This window comes from Streptococcus sp. 29887, from assembly GCF_032595075.1.
GTDB classification, from domain to species: Bacteria; Bacillota; Bacilli; order Lactobacillales; family Streptococcaceae; genus Streptococcus; species Streptococcus iners.
Genome location: NZ_CP118735.1, coordinates 268,843 through 291,370 on the forward strand (window position 1 = coordinate 268,843; position 22,528 = coordinate 291,370).

At 44.9% G+C, this 22,528-nt stretch carries 25 protein-coding genes; 21 read left to right on the top strand and 4 right to left on the bottom strand.

Annotation, left to right across the window (positions count from 1 at the left end; genetic code table 11):
- The first annotated feature begins 232 nt into the window (after window positions 1-232).
- From PW252_RS01380 to PW252_RS01450, 15 genes are all read left to right on the top strand, one after another.
- Complete coding sequence (locus PW252_RS01380; protein WP_248051272.1) at window positions 233-2,038, top strand: BglG family transcription antiterminator; 1,806 nt, start codon at window positions 233-235, stop codon at window positions 2,036-2,038.
- Window positions 2,028-2,354 carry a PTS lactose/cellobiose transporter subunit IIA gene (locus PW252_RS01385; RefSeq protein ID WP_024379143.1) on the top strand — a complete coding sequence of 109 codons (327 nt, stop codon included), beginning with the start codon at window positions 2,028-2,030 and terminating at the stop codon, window positions 2,352-2,354. The genes PW252_RS01380 and PW252_RS01385 overlap by 11 nt, the downstream gene beginning before the upstream one ends.
- The gene (locus PW252_RS01390) at window positions 2,351-2,653 is read left to right on the top strand and encodes a PTS sugar transporter subunit IIB (protein WP_032512675.1); all 303 of its coding nucleotides are present in this window, start codon (window positions 2,351-2,353) and stop codon (window positions 2,651-2,653) included. The genes PW252_RS01385 and PW252_RS01390 overlap by 4 nt, the downstream gene beginning before the upstream one ends.
- Before the next feature lie 18 nt (window positions 2,654-2,671).
- Window positions 2,672-3,928 carry a PTS sugar transporter subunit IIC gene (locus tag PW252_RS01395; protein WP_029694185.1) on the top strand — a complete coding sequence of 419 codons (1,257 nt, stop codon included), beginning with the start codon at window positions 2,672-2,674 and terminating at the stop codon, window positions 3,926-3,928.
- Window positions 3,925-4,818, top strand: a complete 894-nt coding sequence (locus PW252_RS01400; RefSeq protein WP_024379146.1) for a DUF7916 family protein — start codon at window positions 3,925-3,927, stop codon at window positions 4,816-4,818. The genes PW252_RS01395 and PW252_RS01400 overlap by 4 nt, the downstream gene beginning before the upstream one ends.
- 201 nt (window positions 4,819-5,019) lie before the next feature.
- Window positions 5,020-7,239, top strand: a complete 2,220-nt coding sequence (gene pnp, locus PW252_RS01405; RefSeq protein WP_248051270.1) for a polyribonucleotide nucleotidyltransferase — start codon at window positions 5,020-5,022, stop codon at window positions 7,237-7,239.
- 53 nt (window positions 7,240-7,292) lie between these two features.
- Window positions 7,293-7,910, top strand: coding sequence for a serine O-acetyltransferase (gene cysE, locus PW252_RS01410; RefSeq protein ID WP_024390851.1), 618 nt, complete (start codon window positions 7,293-7,295; stop codon window positions 7,908-7,910).
- A 55-nt stretch (window positions 7,911-7,965) separates the two neighbouring features.
- Window positions 7,966-8,826: a GNAT family N-acetyltransferase gene (locus PW252_RS01415; protein ID WP_248051268.1), complete on the top strand. Its 861-nt coding sequence runs from the start codon at window positions 7,966-7,968 to the stop codon at window positions 8,824-8,826.
- A 1-nt stretch (window position 8,827) separates the two neighbouring features.
- Window positions 8,828-9,601 carry a nucleoside phosphorylase gene (locus PW252_RS01420; RefSeq protein WP_248051266.1) on the top strand — a complete coding sequence of 258 codons (774 nt, stop codon included), beginning with the start codon at window positions 8,828-8,830 and terminating at the stop codon, window positions 9,599-9,601.
- On the top strand, window positions 9,595-9,780 hold the full coding sequence (locus tag PW252_RS01425; protein ID WP_024418656.1) for a hypothetical protein: 186 nt from the start codon (window positions 9,595-9,597) through the stop codon (window positions 9,778-9,780). The genes PW252_RS01420 and PW252_RS01425 overlap by 7 nt, the downstream gene beginning before the upstream one ends.
- 10 nt (window positions 9,781-9,790) lie before the next feature.
- Window positions 9,791-11,134: a cysteine--tRNA ligase gene (cysS, locus tag PW252_RS01430; RefSeq protein ID WP_248051264.1), complete on the top strand. Its 1,344-nt coding sequence runs from the start codon at window positions 9,791-9,793 to the stop codon at window positions 11,132-11,134.
- A complete protein-coding gene (locus PW252_RS01435; RefSeq protein ID WP_248051262.1) occupies window positions 11,127-11,528 on the top strand; it encodes a Mini-ribonuclease 3 in 402 nt (133 codons plus the stop codon). Before cysS ends, PW252_RS01435 begins: the two co-directional genes overlap by 8 nt.
- A 33-nt stretch (window positions 11,529-11,561) precedes the next feature.
- Window positions 11,562-12,419: a helix-turn-helix domain-containing protein gene (locus PW252_RS01440; RefSeq protein WP_248051261.1), complete on the top strand. Its 858-nt coding sequence runs from the start codon at window positions 11,562-11,564 to the stop codon at window positions 12,417-12,419.
- Window positions 12,420-12,528: 109 nt separating this feature from the next.
- Complete coding sequence (locus tag PW252_RS01445) at window positions 12,529-13,659, top strand: ABC transporter ATP-binding protein (protein WP_044677868.1); 1,131 nt, start codon at window positions 12,529-12,531, stop codon at window positions 13,657-13,659.
- 136 nt (window positions 13,660-13,795) lie between these two features.
- Window positions 13,796-14,014, top strand: a complete 219-nt coding sequence (locus PW252_RS01450) for a hypothetical protein (RefSeq protein ID WP_248051260.1) — start codon at window positions 13,796-13,798, stop codon at window positions 14,012-14,014.
- On the opposite strand, the gene PW252_RS01455 is transcribed toward PW252_RS01450, so the two are convergent.
- The gene (locus PW252_RS01455; RefSeq protein ID WP_172029069.1) at window positions 14,011-14,979 is read right to left on the bottom strand and encodes an aromatic acid exporter family protein; all 969 of its coding nucleotides are present in this window, start codon (window positions 14,977-14,979) and stop codon (window positions 14,011-14,013) included. The two genes, PW252_RS01450 and PW252_RS01455, sit on opposite strands and share 4 nt — an antisense overlap.
- Before the next feature lie 74 nt (window positions 14,980-15,053).
- A complete protein-coding gene (locus PW252_RS01460; protein WP_248051259.1) occupies window positions 15,054-15,443 on the bottom strand; it encodes a DUF1761 domain-containing protein in 390 nt (129 codons plus the stop codon).
- Between the two features lie 135 nt (window positions 15,444-15,578).
- On the opposite strand from PW252_RS01460, the gene rlmB reads away from it, so the two are divergent.
- The 6 genes from rlmB to rpsI all read left to right on the top strand — a co-directional run bounded on the left by rlmB (window position 15,579) and on the right by rpsI (window position 19,732).
- Entirely contained in the window at window positions 15,579-16,307 is a 729-nt protein-coding gene (rlmB, locus tag PW252_RS01465) for a 23S rRNA (guanosine(2251)-2'-O)-methyltransferase RlmB (protein ID WP_248051258.1), read from the top strand.
- On the top strand, window positions 16,308-16,829 hold the full coding sequence (locus tag PW252_RS01470) for an NYN domain-containing protein (RefSeq protein ID WP_248051257.1): 522 nt from the start codon (window positions 16,308-16,310) through the stop codon (window positions 16,827-16,829). It abuts the gene before it with no gap.
- On the top strand, window positions 16,826-17,686 hold the full coding sequence (locus PW252_RS01475; RefSeq protein ID WP_248051254.1) for a DegV family protein: 861 nt from the start codon (window positions 16,826-16,828) through the stop codon (window positions 17,684-17,686). The genes PW252_RS01470 and PW252_RS01475 overlap by 4 nt, the downstream gene beginning before the upstream one ends.
- 67 nt (window positions 17,687-17,753) lie before the next feature.
- A complete protein-coding gene (locus tag PW252_RS01480) occupies window positions 17,754-18,647 on the top strand; it encodes a DUF7916 family protein (protein ID WP_248051252.1) in 894 nt (297 codons plus the stop codon).
- 226 nt (window positions 18,648-18,873) lie between these two features.
- A complete protein-coding gene (gene rplM, locus PW252_RS01485; RefSeq protein ID WP_027972471.1) occupies window positions 18,874-19,320 on the top strand; it encodes a 50S ribosomal protein L13 in 447 nt (148 codons plus the stop codon).
- 19 nt (window positions 19,321-19,339) lie between these two features.
- A complete protein-coding gene (rpsI, locus tag PW252_RS01490) occupies window positions 19,340-19,732 on the top strand; it encodes a 30S ribosomal protein S9 (protein WP_002942223.1) in 393 nt (130 codons plus the stop codon).
- A gap of 127 nt (window positions 19,733-19,859) precedes the next feature.
- Here rpsI and PW252_RS01495 read toward each other — a convergent pair whose 3' ends face one another.
- Together PW252_RS01495 and PW252_RS01500 are read right to left on the bottom strand one after the other, a co-directional pair.
- Window positions 19,860-21,116 carry an ISL3 family transposase gene (locus tag PW252_RS01495; protein ID WP_316716633.1) on the bottom strand — a complete coding sequence of 419 codons (1,257 nt, stop codon included), beginning with the start codon at window positions 21,114-21,116 and terminating at the stop codon, window positions 19,860-19,862.
- Window positions 21,117-21,260: 144 nt separating this feature from the next.
- Complete coding sequence (locus PW252_RS01500; RefSeq protein WP_105111303.1) at window positions 21,261-22,478, bottom strand: site-specific integrase; 1,218 nt, start codon at window positions 22,476-22,478, stop codon at window positions 21,261-21,263.
- Window positions 22,479-22,528: the final 50 nt, after the last annotated feature.

A 22,528-nucleotide genomic window follows, 5' to 3' on the forward strand; every position in this document is an offset into this window, starting at 1 on the left:
GCTTTTTGTGTGCCGTAAAAAGGAGATAATGCCATCTTCTCGGTCATTTCCATACTGATTTTGTTGCCTTTCTTCCCCTATATATGGGTCCGGTAGAGGTAGTATTCTTTTAACAGCGATTTATTTCGCTGTTTTTAGTTGTTTTGAAGCAAAAATTTCCTTAATGATTAAGGTAAAAGTCGCTATTGAAGAAAAAAATAAAAGCGGTTACAATAAAGATAAGGAGGTCGATATGTATCAAAGAGAATGGCTTATCCTTAAGGAATTAGAAAAAGGAGGCTATGTAACCTCTGCTCAACTGGCTCAAAAGATTGGCGTGAGTGTCAAGACGGTTCAAAAATCCATTGCCCATCTTAACGAGAGCATGGCCAAACAGATGATTGGTTCCATTGTTTCCAAAACAGGACAGGGCTATCGTTTGCAGATTCGTCAGCAAGACCATTACCAAAAATTAGTGGCTGAATTAGACGGTAGGCAGGGCATATCTGGTGCTGAGCAACGTCAAATTTACTTGCTTAATGAGTTATTGAAACAGCCCTATGTCAAGTCAGAACAAGTGGAAGTAGCCCTTTATATTTCTAAAAAAACCTTGTCCAATACTGTTCGTGCTCTGCGAGAATTATTGGAGCGGTATCAGATTGATATTAAAACACGTCCCCACTATGGGATGTATCTGGATGGCCAGGAGAAAGATATCCGCTTGATGATGGTCTTGGTGGAAGGGGTAGAGCTATACGATTTATCCAAAGAGGAGAAAATAGCAATTGAGCAACTCTTACTCATCCAAGGTGTACAGACGGATTTTTACCGTGCCAATGTCTTGTCTATTTTACGAGCGACCTTGACAAGGGTTCAGCGAGGGTATGGCTTACCAGAGGTGGCTGTTTCAAGTAAGACAGGTTTGGCTGATTTATCTGAGAAATACGGATGGGGCTTGCAGACAGCAGATATTGTCAGCATAGAAGAAACGATCAACTCTTTTCGGGTCAAGGTATCTTCTTTAGCGAGTAATCGGCAGCTCAATCTTTGTTTGTCTATGGTAGAAGAAGCCTTTGGTTTGGATTTTAGTAGGGATAAGGATTTTATCAATAGCCTCTGGTCTCATGTGCAAAAGCTTCATGAACGAGTGAAAAATCGAGTGATTCTAAAAAATCCGCTATTAGCTGAAATCAAACAGAACCTTAAAAATGAGTTTGTCATGGCCAGTCTACTGTCAGGGGCTTTAGCTAGAGAATGGAGTGCACCTATTTTAGAAGATGAGATTGGTTTTTTATCCCTCATCTTTGCGACCTGTACTTCACAGATTAAGGACTTGAAAAAGCATATGTTGGTGGTGTGTTTTGATAGTGAGAGCGGAAAGGATTTCCTCCAATCCACTTATCAGCGTCTTTTTGGCCGCTACATTCACCAAGTAACTGTCTGCAATCCAGAAGAGATTGCCCAGCAGGACTTGTCGGCCTATGACTGCATTGTCTCGACCGTTGAATTGCCAGTATTAACTCCTTATAATCCACACTATGTATCCTACTTTTTAGAGGAACGGGATAAGGAAGCGATTAAACAGCAGTTGACAACAACTGAAAATTTCTTTGTGAATCAGTTGCTGGAAGAAGTGATTTTCCTGGATCAGCTGCCCTTTGAGAGTAAGGAGCAGTTGGTAGAAGATATTTGTCGGCATATTGAGCAGGTGCGTGGGATTGATGTGACAGAAAAAGTTCTCAAACGCCTTTCTATGGGGGTTACTCAGTTAGGGCATAAGATGGTTCTTCTGCACCCACAGGGAAAGGTAGACGAACACTTTGTTTCGGTTACTGTATTGGATCGTCCTGTTTACTGGGAAAGTTCAGAGGTGCGCGTGGTTGTGCTGGCGTCTCTTCCGACGATTGATCCTGTCAGCAGATTGATTTATCAAATTTTATCGACTTTTATGATTGAAGATATTTATGTGGATGGGCTCTTGCAAGCACCAACTGCTGACAATTTACAAGTGATTTTGCAAAAAATTAAGGAAAAGGAGTTGAAGGGGTATGTTTACTAATGTGGAAGATTCGATGCAAATTATTGCCAATTCAGGTGATGCTAGGTCGGACTACATGGAAGCGATTCGCTTGGCTAGCGTAGGGGATTTGCAGGCAGCTAGTCAGCAAATGGACATGGCCAAGGATAAGATTGTAGAAGCCCACCGCTTGCAGACGGAGCTGATACAGGGAGAATTCAGAGGAGATAAGGCAGAGCTTAATCTCTTGCTCATACACGCCCAAGATCATCTCATGTCAACCTTGGTGATTCGTGACTTATCACGTTATCTATTGGATCTATATCAAAAATTAGGAGAAAAGGAGAAAGAGATATGATCAATATCTTGTTGTGTTGTTCGGCTGGAATGTCCACGAGCCTCTTGGTAACCAAGATGCAAAAGGCGGCTGACAGTCGTGGTTTGGAGTCCACTATTTGGGCGGTATCTGCGGATGAAGCGGGACAAAATGTCGGTAAGGCAGATGTTATACTGCTAGGGCCGCAAATTAAGTTCTTGCGTGGGGATATTGAGTCTCTGGCTGGAGATAAGCCCTTGGATGTGATTCCGATGCGTGACTACGGTATGCTCAATGGTGAAGCCGTCTTGGATTTGGCCTTGTCACTTTATCAATCGTAATAAAAGGAGGTTAGTTGTATGAAAACAACGTTTTTGGATAAGATAGAGCAATTTTCTTACAAAATTGGTCAACAAAAACACATTATTGCCTTGCGTGATGGAATGGTTCTGACCATGCCATTGATTTTGGTGGGAAGTCTCTTTGTGATTATTCAAAGTTTCCCTGTCCCTGCTTGGGAAGCCTTTTTAACAGAGGTAGGAGCCATGAGTTATCTGGGTGGTCTGATCACAGGTACCTTTGGCATCATGGGCTTGGTCGCAGTATTTGGGATTGCCAAGCGTTTGGCGGATAGTTACAAGGTGGATGGTACCAGTGCTGGTGTGATCGCCTTGGCTGCTTACCTTGTTTTAGTCCCTCTTCAAGAAGGGATGATGAGTACTGGTTATTTTGGGTCACGTGGACTCTTTGTGGCAGTTGTGGTAGGCTTGATTACGGGTGAACTTTTCCGCATCCTCATCCAGAAAAACATCGTGATTAAGATGCCAGAAAGTGTACCACCGATGGTGGCGAAGTCCTTCACTTCTTTGATTCCAGCTTTTGTGATTATCTCAAGCTTTGCTGGTATTGATTTGCTCTTCAAGGCCCTTGGTTTCACAGATATCTTCCAAGTCATGCTGGTCATTTTGGCAGAGCCACTGAAAGGTGCAAGTAATACCTTATGGGGAGCTTTGCTGGCTGTTTTGTTCAACTCAGTTGTATGGCTCTTTGGTGTTCACGGTGGTCAATTGGTAAGCTCCATCATGGACCCTGTGTGGTTTATGAATACAGATGCCAACCGTGAAGCTTGGCAAGCAGGTCTGGAATTGCCCTTCATCGTGACCAAGCCATTCCTTGATAACTTTGCTTGGTTGGGCGGTAGTGGTGCCTCTATTGGTTTAGCCATCTTCCTCTTCTTCTTTGCCAAGAGCCAACAAAATAAGGCGCTCGGAAAATTGGCGATTGTTCCAGATATCTTCTCTGTTAACGAACCGATGCTGTTCGGCTTCCCGATTGTACTGAGCCTTGATTTGGCAGTTCCATTTATTTTAACTCCACTGGTAACAGCAACGGTTTCATACTTGGCCATGGATTGGGGTCTGGTTCACAAAACAGTTGGGATTATGATTCCATGGGCAACGCCACCGATCATTAGTGGTTATTTATCAACAGGTGGGCACATTAGTGGTTCTATTCTACAGATTGTAAATATTCTGATTGCAGTAGCGATTTACTATCCATTTGCCAAACGTATTGATAACCGGATGCGCAAGGAAGAAGAGGAGGCTGCAGGATGAAACGATTACTCAACTGCGTAGCCAGTGATTTTGAAGGCCTAGATAGAGAAGGATTGCTCAATGCGATTCGGGCCAGCGAAGGTCGAGTTATCATGGCCGAAAATGTGACACATGCAGGTTCTGCCTTGCCTGGTGTAACCAATGCAGAATTGGTACGAGCATTCGGTGCTGACTTGATTTTGATGAATACCTTGGATGTCCTCCATCCAGAGATTCCAGGCTTGGATGTGACAGATCGGCCAATTGCTCGTTTGAGAGAATTGACAGGTCGACCGATTGGGGTCAATCTAGAACCAATTGACTTAGAAGCAGAGATGCTAGAAGAGCGCTTGGAGATCAATGAAGGTCGCCAGGTGAATGCAAAGACCTTGCAAGCTCTTAACGAACAGGGATTTGACTTTGTCTGTATCACAGGCAACCCAGGCGCAGGGATCACAAATAAGACCATTGCAGAAGCTATTCGCTTTGCCAAGACCATTTTCAAGGGAGTGATTATCGCAGGGAAGATGCATGGGGCAGGCTCTAAAGATCCAATTTTTGATCAAGAGGCTCTGTTATCCTTTGCGGATGCTGGTGCAGATATTGTCTTGATTCCATCGCCGGGGTCTGTACCAGGAAGCACCATTGAAACGTGTGCGCAGATTGTGGGGCTTTTGAAAGAGAAAGGCGTTCTCACTGTCGGAGGTCTAGGAACGAGTCAGGAATCCTCGGATATTGCGACTATCAAACAAATTGGTCTCTGGAATAAGATGGTTGGTTTTGACATCCATCATATTGGAGATGCTGGTTTTGGTGGTATGGCACCGCTAGAAAATATTTTTGAACTGTCGGTTGCGGTCCGTGGTCGTCGCCATACCTACAAGATGATTGGGACCTCTATCAAGCGTTAAGTTAAACGAGTTAAAAGTATTTGTTATCCTCGAAAGGCTGCTCCGTTGGAGTGGCTTTTCTTTTAAAGAAATTTTGCCTCATTTCCTCAAAATTATGCTACAATAGAACTTAGTACGTGGTTTTGTGCAAAGCTGAATCCAGTAATACTATTGGGTTGAACTTTGTAGAAAACACGTAAATTAACAATTAGGAGAACTTTCATGTCAAAACAAGTATTTGAAACGGTTTTTGCTGGCAAGAAATTGGTCGTTGAAACTGGTCAGGTTGCCAAACAAGCTAATGGTGCGGTGGTCGTTCGCTATGGCGATTCAACAGTATTGACTGCGGCGGTTATGTCCAAAAAAATGGCGACGGGTGATTTCTTCCCTCTCCAAGTCAACTATGAAGAGAAAATGTACGCTGCTGGGAAATTCCCAGGAGGCTGGATGAAGCGTGAGGGCCGTCCATCAACCGATGCGACTTTGACAGCTCGTTTGATTGACCGTCCAATCCGTCCAATGTTTGCGGAAGGTTTCCGTAATGAAGTCCAAGTCATCAACACAGTGCTTTCTTACGATCCAGATGCTTCTGCTCCAATGGCAGCCATGTTTGGTTCTTCATTGGCATTGGCAATCTCAGACATTCCATTCAACGGTCCAATCGCAGGTGTGCAGGTCGGTTATGTCAATGGTGAGCTCATCATCAACCCTGACAAGGCTCAGATGGAAGCGTCCCTCCTTGACTTGACAGTGGCTGGTAACAAGGACGCTATCAACATGGTTGAGTCTGGTGCCAAAGAATTATCAGAAGACATCATGTTGGAAGCCCTCTTGAAAGGTCATGCGGCTATTCAAGAACTCCTTGATTTCCAAAATCAAATCGTGGCAGCTGTCGGCAAGGAAAAAGCAGATGTGGAGCTTCTTCAAGTGGACCCAGAATTGCAGGCTGAGATTGTCGCAGCTTATAATGACGATTTGAAAAAAGCGGTGCAGGTTGAAGAAAAATTGGCTCGTGAAGATGCGACCAATGCCGTGCGTGAGACGGTCATCGCAGCTTACGAAGAGAAATACGCTGAACACGAAGAATTCGACCGCATCATGCGTGACGTTCATGAAATCTTGGAACTCATGGAGCACGCAGAGGTTCGTCGTTTGATTACAGAAGACAAGGTCCGCCCAGACGGTCGCCGTGTCGATGAGATTCGTCCGCTGGATGCAGAAGTGGACTTCTTGCCAAACGTTCACGGTTCAGGTCTCTTTACCCGCGGTCAAACGCAAGCCCTTTCTGTCTTGACCTTGGCCCCAATGGGTGAAACTCAAATCATCGACGGTTTGGATGATGAGTACAAGAAACGCTTCTTGCACCACTATAATTTCCCACAATACTCAGTGGGATCAACAGGTCGTTACGGAGCACCTGGTCGTCGTGAGATTGGTCACGGAGCCCTTGGTGAGCGTGCTCTTGAGCAAGTCTTGCCAAGCCTAGAAGACTTCCCTTACGCTATCCGCTTGGTGGCAGAAGTCTTGGAGTCAAACGGTTCTTCATCACAGGCTTCTATCACAGCTGGTACCCTTGCCCTCATGGCAGGTGGTGTGCCAATCAAGGCACCAGTTGCAGGGATTGCCATGGGTCTGATTTCAGACGGGACAAACTACACTGTCTTGACCGATATTCAAGGTCTTGAGGACCACTTCGGCGACATGGACTTCAAGGTAGCGGGTACTCGTGACGGTATCACAGCCCTTCAAATGGATATTAAAATTGACGGTATCACACCACAAATCTTGGAAGAAGCCTTGGCACAAGCTAAGAAGGCACGTTTTGAAATTCTCGATGTCATCGAAGCGACTATCCCAGAAGTTCGTCCTGACTTGGCACCAACTGCACCGAAGATTGACACTATCAAGATTGATGTAGATAAAATCAAGATTGTTATCGGTAAGGGTGGCGAAACCATTGATAAGATTATTGCAGAAACTGGCGTGAAAATCGATATCGACGAAGACGGTCTTGTGGCTATCTTCTCACCAGATCGTGCTGCAATTGAGCGCACAAAAGAAATCATTGCAGGTCTTGTTCGTGAAGCAAAAGTGGACGAAGTCTTCCAAGCAAAAGTGGTTCGTTTGGAGAAATTCGGTGCCTTTGTCAACCTTTTCGACAAGACTGATGCTCTGGTTCACGTTTCTGAAATGGCTTGGACCCGTGTCAATAAACCAGAAGATTTGGTTGAAATTGGCGATATTGTTGACGTCAAAGTTATCAAGATTGATGATAAAGGCCGTGTTGATGCTTCTATGAAAGCTCTTCTACCAAAACCAGAAGGTTATGTGGAGCCAGAAAAACGCGAGCGTTCTGACAAACCTCGCCGTCCAAGAGACCACAAAGAGAAAAAAGACAACAACTTTGGTGAATTCAAATTCCACAAGGTTGAAAAGAAATAAGCTGAGTAGACAAGTTCGGTAGCGGGCTTGTCTTCTCGCTAGAAGGAGTGACTATGGGTTGGTGGAAGGACACCATTGAGATTGTAAAAGAAAAAGATCCGGCAGCACGGACGACCTTGGAAGTTCTTTTGACCTACCCAGGTGTCAAGGCCTTGGCTGCCCACCGTCTGTCCCATTGGATGTGGAAGAAAGGCTTCAAGCTACTGGCTCGGATGCACAGCCAGTTCTGGCGTTTTTGGACTAATATTGAGATACATCCGGGTGCGGAAATTGCTTCAGGGGTCTTCATTGACCACGGTGCAGGTCTAGTTATCGGAGAAACTGCCATTATCGAGTCGGGTGTTATGCTCTACCACGGGGTGACCCTGGGAGGTACTGGTAAGGATTGCGGTAAACGCCACCCGACCGTGCGAAAAGGAGCTCTGGTTTCTGCCCACGCTCAAGTTATTGGTCCTATTGAGATTGGGGAAAATGCTAAAGTGGGTGCAGCTGCCGTTGTTCTAGCCGATGTTCCAGCAGATGTGACAGTGGTCGGTATGCCGGCTAAAATCGTCCGTGTCCATGGTCAAAAAGATGAGAAGGTCATTCATGACATGGAAGGTGGTCGTGAACACTACACCACCAAACTGGCAGAGCTGAGAGAAGCCAGCCATCATTCATCGCATTTGTAGGAAAGCCACATATGGTAAGTCCTATGTGATTTAGCCATAGAGAGGAAAAATAAGCATGATACTAGCCACTAATGTCCTAAATCCCCAGCAGTTATCCGCAGCAAAAACTCTGATAAGTACTGTACAAACCCATGATGGAACCTATCGTGCCCCTTACCTGTCAAATATGCTCAACTTTGACCCCGAAATGCCAGCTTTTTTCTTGGCTTATCAAGGCGAACAGTTGGTGGGGCTCTTGACTGTGTATGCCGATGATGAGGATGTAGAACTTGCAATTCTCGTGCACCCAGACTACCGCAGACAGGGTCTGGCACGCAAGCTCTATGATTGCTACCAGATGAAGACGGCTATGTATCCTATCGCTAGTGTGACCTTTCAGACCGAACGTGTCTTTCTGGACAAGCACCCAGACCTTGCGACAGCATGGAACTTGGTAGAAGATACGGATACGGAGACATGGCTGGGACGTGAGCGAGAGCCTTATCAGTTCTCACAACAGGCTGAACTCACAGTAAGTTTGGCACAGGCTCACCATGCAGACAGTATTGCACGCTGTAAGACTGCGGCATTCGGTAACGACTATGAGGTGGCGCTCCGCTACGTGCGTGAATCCATTGCGGATGCGAATAGTTTACTTTATCTTTTGGAACATAGCGGAGCGGTTATCGGTTCTTGCACAGTAGATATATCGACCGATGATAACTACCTTTACGGTTTAGCTATCGCACCAGACCAGCAACAAAAAGGTTACGGTACTTACTTAGTCAAAGCTGTCATCAATGACCTTATCAGGAAAAACGACAAACCTTTTCAAATCGCCGTCGAAGATGATAACCTCATCGCTAAGCGGCTGTACGAAAATATCGGTTTTACAAAGCAGACACAAGTAGTTTACCTAGACCCAAAAGGAGAATGATATGCTACTAGAAGAATTTGAAAACACCTCTGCAGTCATTGAACCAACGGACAAGGCTATTCGTGGTGGCGGAGAGGTATGTGAGACCATGATTTTCTCCTTCAATGGGGAAATTGTAGATCGTGTCCGTCAGCTACCTGAGAGCAGAGAAGGTGGTCATTTACAGACCTTAAACGGTCGTCATCCTTGGTATATTTTGGAAAGAGATGGACTGCAGGTTGCGGTCATATTGGCAGTAATCGGTGCTCCCATGGCAGTTGGTCACTTGGAGGAACTGAAAGCCTGTGGGTTTGAGAACTTTATCGTTCTTGGTTCCTGCGGTGTTTTGGATAAGTCGCTTGCTGCGGATAAGATTATCCTTCCTAGCTCTGCTCTTCGGGACGAGGGAACTAGTTACCACTACGCTCCTGCTAGCGAGGAAATCAGCTATGATTCTGCTCTGCTATTAACCATGGAAAAGGCCTTGGATCAAGCAGGAATTGAGCACGTGCGGGCCAAGACCTGGACCACGGATGCTTTTTATCGGGAAACAGCTGCCAAGGTCAAGCGTCGCCTAGCCGCTGGTGCCATGGTGGTCGATATGGAAGCTTCTGCTATCATGGCCTGGGCAAACTTTCGTCAAGCCAAGGTCTATCAATTTTTCTACACGGCAGACTATGTGGACCACCACAAGAATGAATGGGATACCCGTCGGGAAGAACGGACGGCTGACAGTATGACCTTCTTTGAAGTGGCCATGGTCATTGCAAGAAAATTAGAAAGTAGATCATGTTAAAAAAATTAGTAAGACAAAACTGGCCTTATGTGTTGACCGCCATTGGTGGAACAATTCTATTTATCCTTAAATTTTCCCAAGGAAACTGGCAGCTAGGGATGATTTGGTTGGCTGCGACAGCTTATTGGCTAGTAAAATTGTATCAAAAGTATCAAGTCCTAAAGAATACTCAGAAGTAATGGAGAAACTATGATTAAAATTTACGATACTATGACCCGCAGTTTACGTGACTTTGTGCCATTGGAAGAAGGTAAGGTAAAAATGTATGTCTGCGGTCCGACGGTTTACAACTATATCCATATCGGAAATGCCCGTAGTGTAGTGGCTTTTGATACCATCCGCCGCTATTTTGAATACCGTGGCTTTGATGTAGCTTACATTTCTAACTTTACGGATGTGGATGACAAGATTATCAAAGCTGCTAATGAAGCTGGCATGACAACCAAGGAACTGTCTGATAAATTTATCGCAGCCTTCAAGGAAGATGTGGCAAAACTGGGTGTCAAACCCGCTACCAAAAACCCTCGTGTCATCGACTATATGGATGAAATCATTGATTTTGTGCAGGTCTTGATTGACAAGGGTTACGCCTACGAGGCGGCTGGGGATGTTTATTTCCGTGTGGAAAAGGCTGAAAACTATGCTCGTTTGGCCAACAAAACCCTGTCTGACTTGGAGGCTGGTGCTTCTGGTCGGGTTGAGGGAGAAGGTCAGCTGAAAGAACATCCTTTCGACTTTGCCCTGTGGAAAACTGCCAAGCCAGGTGAAGTATCTTGGGAAAGTCCTTGGGGAGCAGGCCGTCCAGGTTGGCATATTGAGTGCTCGGTCATGGCGACAGAGATTTTGGGAGATACCATTGATATTCACGGTGGTGGAGCGGACTTGGAATTCCCTCACCATACCAATGAAATCGCCCAGTCTGAGTGCAAAACAGGTCAAACCTTTGCGAATTACTGGATGCACAATGCCATGCTTAACATCAACGATGAGAAGATGTCCAAGTCCTTGGGCAATTTCCTGACAGCTCATGATATGTTGGAACAAATTGACGGTCAAGTCTTGCGCTTCTTTCTATCTACCCAACATTACCGCCGTCCGTTGAATTATACGGAAAAGGCCATTTCAGATGCGGAAATCAATCTAAAATATCTGAAAAATACTTATACACAACCTGTGCAAAACTCTGTGGATAAGTCGGCTCTTGAATTACATCTGGCAGCCTTTGAAGCCGCAATGGATGATGATTTCAATGCGGCAAATGGGATTACGGCTATCTTTGACTTTGCCAAGTGGATCAATTCAGGCAACTACGATGAAACTGTAAAAGAAGCCTTTGGCAAGATGCTCGCTGTCTTTGGTATTGTCTTTGAAGAAGAAGTCTTGGACAGCGAGATTGAAGCCTTGATAGAAGAGCGTCAAGCAGCGCGTGCCAATCGGGACTTTGCGACGGCTGACCGTATTCGTGATCAATTGGCAACTCAGGGCATCAAGCTCTTGGATACCAAGGATGGTGTGAGGTGGACACGTGACTAAGGCAATAGATGTCAATCTCATCAACGGCATTGCCCTGGCTTTTGAAGGGGATGCTGTCTATTCCATGTATGTCAGACGGCACTTGATTTTCAAGGGACTGACCAAGCCCAATAAATTGCACGGAGAGGCTAACAAGTATGTGTCGGCCAAGGCTCAGGCAAGCCTGATCTCTGCCCTCTTAGAAGCTCAGCTATTGACCGAAAAAGAGGAAGAAATCTACAAGAGGGGCCGCAATACCAACAGTCACACCAAGGCCAAGAATGCGGATGTGGTCACCTATCGGATGTCCACAGGCTTTGAGGCGGTTTTGGGCTATCTGCACATGACTGAGCAGATGGAACGCTTGGAAGAGTTGGTCGCTTGGTGTGTTGGGTTTATCGAAGCTAACCATTAAGAAACCGTCATGACAGAATGAAAGTGAGGCCAGATGACCAGTAAGGATCAATTGCAGAAATTATTTCCAAAAGCAAAAATGGTAGCTGAAAAAGTAGATGGAGTGGGCATTCATTTGCCTCTAGCTGATGGTAGCTGGCTCTTGATAGCTCAAGAGGATATCACAGAGCGAGAACGGGGCCTGTTGCAGTTATTCTTGGGTGAACTACCCCAGGAGGCAGGTCATCCTTGGGCTCGTTATCTTCAGGGGACGGGCCCCCTTCCGCAGGCTCTAAGTAAACTTCAAGTTATCCACGCCCATATTTGGACGGTATCAGATGAAGAGGGGAAGCAAGCTTGGCTGGATATGATGACCAAGCTTCTGCCTAATCTTCAGACCTACTACACGACCAATGGTCAGGACTACAGCTTTATCTTAGACAGCTCCTCTCTATTTGATGTTAGAGAAATCCTAGGTGATACCCTTGCGACCATGGAGTTTGATTTTGGGTTGCGAATGACCTTGTTTCTAGGTCAGATCTGGCCAGCAAGACTGCTGCAATCCTGGCCCATGCTCATTCAGGCAGAACAATCTCTCTTTCAGCACTGGAGATTAAGCCATCATCAGTCTGGTCTACTAACTTTTAGTCAGCTTCATCTATGGGCTGGTCAGCTTTATCCTATTATCAGAAGAGGTCTGGGAGATATGATTGCCCACCAGCAAATGGAAAAGGAAATTCAGGCGCTTTGGAAAGAGGGGGCTGTATTAACAAAGGCGGCCCAGTCCCTCTATATTCATCGGAATACCCTTCAGTACCGTTTGGATAAATGGTATGATTGGACGGGCTTGCAATTAAAAGAGTTGACGGATTTAGCTGTTTGCTATCAGGTCATCATGGAACAGGATTTTTAATCTTTTGTGCAAGATGTACAAAAGATTTTTTTATTTTTGTTCACATTGACAGAGAAAAGTAAAACGTTTTCATTTATAATAAAACTATCAAAGAAAGCGAGGATTGAACATGGTTCAATTGAATTTAAAAAATATCTATAAAAAATACCCAAACAGCGAGCACTACTCTGTTGAAGACTTTAACTTGGACATCAAGGACAAGGAGTTTATCGTATTCGTAGGTCCTTCAGGATGCGGTAAGTCAACAACTCTTCGTATGATTGCTGGTTTGGAAGATATCACAGAAGGGGAAGCATACATCGACGGCGTTCTCATGAATGATGTGGCTCCAAAAGACCGCGATATTGCCATGGTATTCCAGAACTATGCCCTCTACCCACACATGACTGTATTTGACAACATGGCCTTTGGTTTGAAATTGCGTAAGTACAGCAAGGACGAAATCAAAAAACGTGTAGAAGAAGCTGCTCAAATCCTTGGTTTGACAGAATTCTTGGAACGCAAACCAGCAGACCTTTCAGGTGGACAACGCCAACGTGTTGCCATGGGTCGTGCCATCGTTCGTGATGCCAAAGTATTCTTGATGGATGAGCCTTTGTCAAACTTGGATGCTAAACTCCGTGTATCCATGCGTACAGAGATTGCTAAAATCCACCGCCGTATCGGTGCGACAACCATCTATGTAACCCACGACCAAACAGAAGCCATGACCTTGGCAGACCGTATCGTTATCATGTCTGCGACTAAAAACCCAGCAGGTACAGGTACAATCGGCCGTATCGAGCAAATCGGTAGCCCAGAAGAGCTCTACAACCGCCCAGTTAACAAGTTTGTTGCTAGCTTCATCGGTAGCCCAGCTATGAACTTCTTTACAGTAACACTTCAAGACGGTGTACTTGCTGGTGATGGCTTCAAGGTAGCTCTTCCAGAAGGTCGTCGCAAGCACTTGGAAGAAAAAGGCTACAATGGCAAATCATTTACCCTCGGTATCCGTCCAGAAGACATCAAGGCTTCTCAGTTGGAATTGGACACTTATCCATCTTCAATCGTAGAAGCAGAAGTAGTTGTATCGGAGCTTCTCGGTGCAGAAACCATGCTTTACTCTAAGGTTGGAAACACTGAATTCGTATCTCGTGTTGATGCGCGTGACTACCACAATCCAGGAGACAAGGTTCGCTTGACCTTCAACCTCAACAAAGCTCATTTCTTTGATGATGAAACAAGCAAGGCGATTGTCTAACCTTTCTAAAATTGTTCATAAAACACCTGACCGTCAGATGCAAATCTGGCGGTTTTTGGCTAGGAAAACATAAATACTTGTTATTGCTTCTTGAATTCTATATAATAAATATAGAAAACACTTACAGGAGGTACCCATGAAAATACTACTGAAAAAAATTCGGATAACGGCTCTTTATATTTTGCTTTACAACCTTATTTTGATTATATGCATTTGGATGGGGAAGGTATCCACCAAGGAGGAATTCATCATTGCTGTCGCAGGGAATGCGGTCATGATGGGTCTATCTTTCGTGCATTTGCACAACCAAGTATCAGATGAATTTCATGGAAAAATAGAAGAACCGTCGGTTTAAACTGACGGTTCTTCATCTTTATAAACTTCATAAAAATCAACCTTGAGACGAATAAAGGCTTCCATATCGTGTAGGAGTTGGAAGAGGGTGGCCCGGGTTTCAAATTCTTCCCTGGTTTGCGGCAGAGGTCGCTCGCGGAAGGTGGCATGGAAGAGTTCGATGTCCAGAAGCAGTTCCTTGGCAGAATTTTCTCGGCTCAGTTGCTGGGCTGCTCGCTCGAAGAGGCTGGACAGGATGACATTTTCTCTGCCTTCCAGTAAACATTTGTTGATATTTCCTGCCATGGTCCGCAGGATTTTGTTTTGTGCGGCCCGCATTTCAAAGTAATGGACCTGGTAGTTGGTCTGCTGGAAGAGCTGGTTGTGGCGGTCTAGGTAGACGACTTTCAGGGCCTCATCCAAGGTCTTATCCAGCTGCGTAATCAGTTCTGCCTCGTTTCGTCCGTCGCCATTTAGCAGAAAGGCTTCAAAGCGAAGAAGAATCTGCTTGAGCAGGTCTTCGACTTGGTCGTGGTAGGCCTCGATTTGCTTTTCTTGCGAGGGCATATAGAGGTTAAACAAAAGTGCCAGTCCTGCCCCAATCAGAAAAAGCGCCAGCTCATTTCCCAAAAAAATCAGAGAAATATCCTGCTCCAGCAAGAGATGGGTGACGAGGACAGTCGAGGGGGCGATGCCAGCCTCCCAGTTGAATCGGTAAGCCAGAGGGACGTAGAGTGCCAGGTAGATGCCCAGGGTCCAGATGCCAAAGCCGAAGAGAGCAAAGGTCAGGACGGCTATGGTCAGGGCCAGGAGGGTGGAAAAGAGGCGGTTGCGAGCCATTTTGAAGCTGGACTTGCGGGTGTCGAGGACGCTGAGAATGGCGATGATGCCAGCTGCCGTCGCATAGGACAAACCCAGGGCGGTCGCCAGGTAGATAGCTAGTACGGTGGCAAATATCAGTTTGATGGTGCGGAGGGAAAGGGACATGGTGGCTCCTTTGGTCTTAATCTGTTTCTATTGTACCATAAAACAAAACCCTCCTAAAGCTAGGAGGGGAATGTTTAGGCAAATAGAGCTAGGATACCAACAACCAGGTAGCAGACCAGCTTGTAGCTTTCGTTGATGAGGATGAGGTTGATAGGGCGTTGCTCAAAGATGTAGTTTTTCAATGAAGCAAGGACAGCAATCACGCCCATACCGCCAGCTGCGTGAAGTGGTGAAACACCGAGGGTTTTGATGAAGAAAATAGCCACAACAGCAGTCAGTACTTCAATGACAAGGGAAATCACCATTTCCTTCTGGCCATTTTTCCCAGCCTGACGGTCAGCTTCTACCTTGGCCATGTCAATGCCAGAGGCTTCAATCCAAGCATCACGGAAAATCAAACCATACCATAAACCACCAATAGCAAAGGCAATCAGCCCTGCCACAATTCCCAAAATAAGTGTCATACATTCTCCTTTTTGTTTCCGGTTGTACGGATAAATGATAGATGACAGAATACCATGGTTTGGTAAGGAGGTCAAGTTTTTCAGCTGTGATATAGTGAGTGCCTATTTTCAGTCAACCTATGCTATAATACTCTTATGGAACAAAATGATATGGTATATGGCGTACATGCTGTAGTGGAGAGTTTGGAGGCCAACACCGGCAACAAACTCTACATTCAGGATGATTTGCGCGGAAAAAATGTAGAAAAAATCAAGGCACTGGCGGCAGAGAAGAAGGTGTCAATTTCCTGGACGCCCAAGAAGACCCTGTCCGACATGACAGAAGGTGCCGTCCACCAAGGCTTTGTCCTGCGGGTCTCTGAGTTTGCCTATGCAGACCTATCGACAATTCTGGAAAAAGCAGAGCAGGAAGATAATCCCCTCATTCTCATCTTAGACGGTCTGACAGACCCCCACAACTTCGGCTCGATTTTGCGGACCGCAGATGCCACTCAGGTAGCTGGCATCATCATTCCCAAGCACCGAGCAGTTGGCGTGACGCCCGTTGTGGCCAAGACCTCAACAGGTGCGGTGGCCCATGTCCCAATCGCCCGAGTGACCAATCTTAGCCAAACCCTCGACAAACTCAAGGAGGCTGGTTTCTGGGTATTTGGCACGGATATGAACGGAACTCCAAGCCACAAGTGGAATACGGCTGGCAAGCTAGCCCTTATTATTGGCAACGAAGGCAAGGGCATTTCCAGCAATATCAAAAAGCAGGTGGATGAGATGATTACTATCCCTATGAAGGGCCATGTCCAATCCCTCAACGCCAGCGTGGCGGCGGCTGTGCTGATGTACGAAGTATTTCGGAAGAAAATCTAAATGAAAGAAAAAGTTCTCATTGTAGATGGCTACAACATGATTGCCTTTTGGCAGGCCACTAAGCAAGATTTTAAAAAGGGAGACTTGGATGCGGCCAGAACGACCTTGCTTCGCACCTTGTCTCACTACGCAGCCTTTGAACAGATCGAGGTGATTTGTGTCTTTGATGCCCACCATGTGCCAGGTCTTCGCCAGCAGTATGATGAATTCAAGGCATCGGTCATTTTTACAGAGGAAGAAGAGACGGCAGATAGTTATATCGAACGACTCAGCGCCCAGTTCAATAGTGACCGTCGCAAGCAGGTTTCCGTCGCAACCAGCGACCTCAATGAACAGTGGGTGGTCTTCTCCCAAGGCGCTTTACGGGTTTCGGCACGTGAGTTGGAGGAGAGAACCAGAGTCATCAAGAAGGACTTGGACAAGTTTGTGGACCAGGTAGAACTCTACACCCCACGACTCAATCCCTGGTCAGATGGGAATTTTCAAGCCTTAAAAGAAATGATGGAGGAAATGAAAGAGTGACATTTACAATCGTAACCGATTCGACATCGGATTTGCCAGTTAGCTGGCTGCAAGAAAATGATGTAACCGTGCTTGGTTTGACCATAAACCTTGACGGTGTGACCTATGAAACCGTTGGGGAAAACCGCTTGACTTCTGGGGAATTGTTGGAGAAAATGGCAACAGGGGGCCAGCCGACAACCAGTCAGGTCAATGTTGGTCAATTTGAAGAAGTATTCGAGGCGGCAGCCAAGGAAGGTCAGGAAGTGCTTTATCTCGCCTTTTCATCTGCTCTTTCAGGAACCTATCAGAGTGGAGTCATTGCACGCGATATGGTTTTGGATGCTTATCCTGATGCTGTCATTGAAATCGTAGATACCAAGGCTGCGGCTATCGGTGAAGGTTACTTAGTTATGCAGGCTGCGCAAGCACGTGCAGCGGGCAAGTCCTTAGCTGAAACCAAGGCGCTCATCGAGGACTTGGTGCCACGTTTGCGGACCTATCTCTTGGTCGACGACCTCAACCATTTGGTGCGTGGTGGCCGCCTGTCTAAGGCAGCTGCTCTCATTGGCGGTCTAGTCAATATCAAACCTCTTCTTGCTCTCAATGCGGAAGGGAAGTTAGAAGCCATTGCCAAAATCCGTGGTCGTAAAAAAGGAATCAAGGAAATGTTGAACCTGACCTTGGATAATTTGGATCATTCTACGGTTATGGTGGCCTATACAGGTGATTTGGAAGCTGCTGAAGCCCTCAAAGCGACCTTGTTGGAAGATAGCCGTGTGACTGATGTCCTCTTGACTGAGTTGGGGCCAATCATTGCCACCCATACAGGTACAGGGGTGCTAGCTATCCTATCTATCAATAAAGAAGAGAGATAATCTCTTTTCTTTTTCTAACAAAAGAAAGCGATTACAAACAACTAAACATATCCATTTGGAGGTTCTTATGAAACGTTTATTGTCATGCTATGCCAGTGATATGGTGGGAGCGACCAAGGAGGAGCTCAAGCAGTCCATTCTATCCAGTGAAGGTCGGATTATCATGGGGGAAACGGTGGTGACGGCGGCTCCCTTGATTGCAGGGGTGACCAATGCGGAGATGATGGCTGCTTTTGGTTGTGACCTTTTGGTGCTCAATGAATTGGATGTGTTTCATCCGGAGATTGTTGGTTTTTACGACTGCGACAAACCCATCGCTGAAATCAAGCGGTTGACGGGTCGATTGGTTGGGATAAACTTGGAGCCTGTGGATAGCAGCCAAGAGGTTCAAGACCAGCAGGTTTTTCTTAAACTTGGGCGTCAGGTCAGTCCAGAAAGTCTGGGACAGGCCCAAGCCCTGGGCGTAGATTTTATCATGCTGACAGGCAATCCTGCTACGGGTGTGTCTATGGCTGCAATTCGCTCTGCTATTGGCCTTGCCAAAGAACACTTTGAAGGCCTGATCTTTGCAGGAAAAATGCACGGTGCAGGTCTGGGAGAGTCGGTCGTGGATAGTCAAGCCCTGCTGGACTTTGTGGAGCTGGGGGCAGACGGTGTTCTCATACCTGCAGTCGGAACGGTGCCGGGTGTGCGGGAGGAGATTGTGGCACCAATCGTTAGTCAGGTCAAGGCGCGTGGGGCTTTAGTCATTTCGACCATTGGAACCAGTCAAGAGAGTGCGGACAGCCAGACGGTGCGGGAGTTTGGGCTCAGCAACAAGCGGGTGGGCTCGGACATCCACCACATCGGAGACGGGGGCTATGGTCGCATGCCAGACCCTGAAAATCTCTTGGCCTTGTCTTTGGCGGTCAGAGGCAAGCGACATACCTATTTCAAAATGGGGCAATCGGTAAGAAGATAGGGATTTGGTGTCATTTTTCTGCTGTAACTGTTCGATTTTTCTATCCTTGCTTTAGGTTGAAGAAAAAATAAAAAAAGTAAAGTAAAATAACTTGACGGAGAACAATAGTTTTGATAGAATGATAGACGGTATTGTTTACCCCATTTGAAAGGCCCCGGAACCTTCCAAATACCCGCGGACCGGAACATCCGCCCTGTAAACAAAAACGATTCGTATAGGAGAAATCATGAACAAAACAACATTTATGGCTAAACCAGGCCAAGTTGAACGTAAATGGTATGTAGTAGATGCTACTGATGTACCTCTTGGACGCCTCTCAGCAGTAGTTGCTAGCGTTCTTCGCGGTAAAAACAAACCAACTTTCACACCTCACACTGATACTGGTGACTTCGTTATCGTTATCAACGCTGAGAAAGTGAAATTGACTGGTAAAAAAGCAACTGACAAAGTGTACTACACTCACTCATTGCACCCAGGTGGTTTGAAATCAATCACAGCTGGTGAATTGCGTTCTAAAAACGCTGTTCGTTTGATTGAAAAATCAGTTAAAGGTATGCTTCCACACAACACACTTGGTCGTGCACAAGGCATGAAATTGAAAGTGTTTGTAGGTGCTGAGCACACTCACGCTGCACAACAACCAGAAGTACTTGATATTTCAGGTCTTATCTAAGGGAAAGGACGTAATCTAAATGGCACAAGCACAATACACAGGTACTGGTCGTCGTAAAAACGCGGTTGCACGCGTACGTTTGGTCCCAGGTACTGGTAAAATCACAGTAAACAAAAAAGATGTAGAAGAGTACATCCCGCACGCTGACCTTCGTTTGGTTATCAACCAACCATTCGCAGTAACTTCAACACAAGGTTCATACGACGTTTTCGTTAACGTGAACGGTGGTGGTTACGGTGGTCAATCAGGTGCGATCCGTCACGGTATCGCGCGTGCATTGCTTCAAGTAGACCCAGACTTCCGCGATTCATTGAAACGCGCAGGCCTTCTTACACGTGACGCTCGTATGGTTGAACGTAAGAAACCAGGTCTTAAGAAAGCACGTAAGGCTTCACAATTCTCAAAACGTTAATTATCAGCGATATATCAACGTTTCAAAGCACTCAAGAGTTTACCTCATGGGTGCTTTTTTCGTGATTTTTTGAAAAGTTCACCTCAAAATTTAGGCTCTTTGTCAACTGTAGTGGGTAGATGAAAAGCTAACACCTAGAGAGGACGAAGTTCGTTCTCTCTTTCTTTATGTTCAAAGCAATCAAAATACGTTTTTTAAAATTTTCAAAGTTCCTGAAACCAAAGGCATTTCTTTTAATGACTTTGATGAGATTGTTGGTAGCTTCCAGTTTGGCGTTCGAATAAGGCAATTCCATGGCGTTTAAAACCTTTTCTTTATCCTTTAGAAATGTCTTAAATACCGTCTGGAAAATAGGATTAACATTGGCTATTTCCTGTTCGATAAGGTCAAAGAAATGATCTGAGTTTTTCTCTTGGAAATGGAACAAGAGAAGCTGATAGAGTTCATAGTGCTGTCGTAGTTCCTCTGAAAAAGACAGTAGTTTTTCTAGGATTTCCTTGTTAGTCAAGTGCATGCGAAACATAGGGCGATAAAATCGTTTATCGCTGAGTTTACGGCTATCTTGTTGTATCAATTTCCAGTAGCGTTTCAAGGACCGGTATTCCTGCGATTTTCTGTCGAATTGATTCATAATTAGAATACGAACGCGGTTCATAGCACGGCTAAGGTGCTGCACAATGTGAAAGCGGTCCAGAACAATCTTGGTGTTTGGAAATAGCTGTCTAGCCAATTTGTAGTAAGGACTAAACATATCCATGGTAATGACTTTGACTTGATTTCTAACCTTTCTAGGATAGCGTAGAAAGTGGTTTCGGATGGTTGCTTGTGTTCTTCCGTCTAGAATAGTTATGACATTTAGGGAGTTGAAATCTTGAGCGATAAAGCTCATTTTCCCCTTTTTGAAGGCATACTCATCCCAGCTCATCACCTCAGGTAAGGTATTCCAATCTGTTTCAAACTTGAACTCATTAAGCTTTCTCATAACTGATGAGGTTGAGATAGATAGCCTGTGTGCAATATGTGTCATTGCTTGATTTTCGATGAGTAATTGAGCAATCTTCTGGTTAACAGCGACGGAGATTTGGTGGTTCTTCTTGACAAGAGGAGTTTCAGCGACCGCTATTTTTCTGCAATCTTTACACTTGAAGCGACGCTTTCTAAGTCGGATAAGCAAGGGATAACCAGCAGTTTCTAGGTAGGGAATTTTGGAGGGTTTTTGGAAGTCGTATTTTGCCATTTGTCCCTTGCAGGAGGGACATTTAGGGGCTGTATAATCCAAATGACCATGAAGTTCTAAGTGAGTTCCCATATCATATTCATTAGAGATAGTGATATTTTTGTCTTTAATTCTGAGAAGATTTGTGATAAGATTTAGTTGTTCCATATGAGTCTTTCTAATGTGAGTTTGGTTGCTTTTCATTATAGGCCATATGGGACTTTTTTTCTACAATCAAAAAGACTCCATAATATCCATAGAGGATTTACCCACTACAGATATTATAGAGCCAAAATTTACCTTATTTTTACCTTATTGCTTCAGAGAGTTTAAAGCAAATTCTCCAACAGCCATTGGAATGATATTTGAGGTGTTGACATAAATCTGAGTTGTCAAGGTGTCACTGTGGGTCAGAGCTTCTGAAATAGCTTCTAAACTCATTCCCGCCTGTTTGGCAAGTGTTGCCCCTGTGTGTCGGAGTTTATGAGGTGTAGCGTGTGTCAGATGTGGGTGACGCTTTTTAACTGTTCGCATTTTGTTATTTAGATAATCTGCGTGCAGAGGTTTATTGATGTTTCCTTTGGTATCTATATAAGTGAAGACGAACTGTTCAGGATTTGTAATGATTCCAAACTTTGCAAGTTCTTGCCTTTGTTGTTTTTTCCAATTCTGGAGAAGTTGAAGTAAGTCAGATGAAATAGCAAAGGTTGTTTTCTTGTTCCCTTTGGTTGATTTCACATCTCCATACCTATCTAGTGCTTGGAGTAATTGAATTTGGGATTTTTCAAAATTAATGTGTTTCCACTGCAAAGCATAAGATTCAGATTTTCGGTCTCCCAAGAAGAAGGTAAGATAAAATAGAACATAGTCTTTAAGCGAAATTTTTTCATTAGTCAAGTCATCTTGGAAAGCCGAGAACCACTCTTGTAGTTGTTCCTGTGTAAGGTAGAGGTCTTCATCTCTCTTTGCTTCCGCTAATTGGATTTTCTTGGTTGCTTTGATACGACGCAAGGTTTTAGCAACTTTATTTGATTCTATATATTCTAATTCCTCTGCCCAATCAAATATGGAAATTACATAGCTTCTCAAGGTCTTGAAATTGGCGTATTCATTAGCTTTAGCAGTCATCAAGTTTAGAATAACTTGCTTGTTCTGATTGAGAAATTGAATAGTGTAATTACCTAGCATAGGTAAAATATGTTTTTTGAAACAAGTTTTTGTATTGGCTATAGTTGACCTGCTTGGGGGCTTTGTAGTTGAAGTGGTCTGTCCTGCTTTATAATACTCCCACCAGACATTTTCGTAAAAATCTTTGAATAGAATGTCTATCTTGCCTAGCCCTGTAAACTCATTGTTCTCAATCTGATTGATTTTTGTTAAAAGGTCTATCTCTGCTTGTCGTGCCTCCTTTTTACTTTTGAAACGCTTATCAAAATAGTTATTATTGACGATACCAAGTGGCATCCGTGCTTCCGTTGGAATATACACTTTTAAGCGATATGTTCCGTTTTTTGTCTTAGTGATAGTCATGATATTCTCCTCTTTTCGAACCAGAAAATATCAAGACAATTATAAAATAA